The 1,484-nt window shown below is 76.6% G+C and carries 1 protein-coding gene; it reads left to right on the top strand.

Features of this window, described 5'->3' with window-relative positions:
• Window positions 1-61 precede the first annotated feature (61 nt).
• Window positions 62-1,417, top strand: coding sequence for a coenzyme F420-0:L-glutamate ligase (locus HMPREF3086_RS03965; RefSeq protein ID WP_070720256.1), 1,356 nt, complete (start codon window positions 62-64; stop codon window positions 1,415-1,417).
• Window positions 1,418-1,484: the final 67 nt, after the last annotated feature.

Genomic DNA, 1,484 nt, shown 5'->3' on the forward strand with positions numbered 1-1,484 from the left:
CGGCGCGCTCCCCGAGATCCGCCGCTGGACCGTCGAACACGCCGCGCCCGCGGACGTCGTCATGTGGGCACCCGACGGCCTGCCCGAGTTCCGGCCCGGTGACGACCTCGCGCGCGCCCTCGCCGACGCGCTCACCGCCGACCGGCACGGCCTCGTCGACGGCGACGTGGTGGTGCTGACCTCCAAGGTGCTGTCCAAGACCGAGGGGCGGATCGTTCCCGCCCCCACCGACCCGGACGAGCGCGACGCCCTGCGCCGGCGGCTCGTGGACGCCGAGTCGGTCCGCGTGGTCGCGCGCGTCAACCGCACGCTCATCACGGAGAACCGGCTGGGGATCGTCCAGGCCGCCGCCGGGGTCGACGGCTCCAACGTCGAGGCCCGCGAGCTCGCGCTGCTCCCCGAGGATCCTGACGCCTCCGCCGCCGCGCTCGCCCGCGAACTCCGACGCCTCACCGGCGCGCGCGTCGCCGTCGTCGTCACCGACACGATGGGGCGGGCCTGGCGCACCGGCCAGATCGACATGGCCATCGGCGCCGCCGGACTGCGGGTGTCGGTGGGGTACGACGGCGCCGTGGACCGCCAGGGCAACGAGCTGCTCGTCACCGACGTCGCGGTGGCCGACGAGATCGCCTCCGCCGCCGACCTCGTCAAGGGCAAGCTCGGGGCCCGGCCCGTCGCCGTGGTGCGCGGGGTGGGACACCTCCTGCTGGACGACGAGGGGGACGACGACGAGGTGGACGTCCCCCGGCGGGCCCGTGACCTGGTCCGGGGCGGGGAGTCCGATCTCTTCCGGTTGGGGACCGCCGAGGCCGTGGCGCAGGGGCGACGTGAGGCCGTTCCCGCCCGCCGCTCGGTCCGCCGGTTCTCCGACGAGCCCGTCGACGCCGAGGTGCTGGCAGACGCCGTGGCGGACGCGCTCACCGCGCCCGCACCGCACCACAGCACGCCGATCCGGTTCGTGCGGGTCTCGGGCCGGGCTCGGACGCGGCTGCTCGGCGCCCTGCGCGCGGACTGGGAGCGCGACCTGCGCGCCGACGGGCACACCGGCGAGGTGCTGGCCCGCCGACTCGGGCGGGGCGATCTGCTGCGCACCTGCCCGGAACTGATCCTGCCGTTCGTCGACGACGACGCCGGCGCGCACGACTACCCGGACGCCCGGCGGGCCGCCTGCGAGGAGACCATGTTCACCGTGGCCGGCGGCGCGGCGGTGCAGTCGCTGCTCGTGGCGCTGGCCGCGCGTGGTCTGGGCTCGTGCTGGGTGGGCTCGACGATCTTCGCCGCCGACACCACGCGCCGCGAACTGGGCCTGCCGTCCACGTGGCGGCCGTTGGGCGCGGTCGCGGTGGGCTACCCGGCCGAGCCGGTTCCGCCGCGGGAGCCGCGCCCGGCCGGGGACGCCTACATGTCCGTGGAGTAGCGGATCCCGCCGTCGGGGATCTCGACGCCCGGCCACACGCGGGCGCCGCGCAGGAGCTCGCAGCGCG

It is taken from the genome of Dietzia sp. HMSC21D01, from assembly GCF_001815995.1.
GTDB classification, from domain to species: Bacteria; Actinomycetota; Actinomycetes; order Mycobacteriales; family Mycobacteriaceae; genus Dietzia; species Dietzia cinnamea.

Excerpts from the sequence above, each read along its gene's own strand:
- HMPREF3086_RS03965 (WP_070720256.1), top strand. The coding sequence starts at position 62 with ATGTGGGCACCCGACGGCCTGCCCGAGTTCCGGCCCGGTGACGACCTC.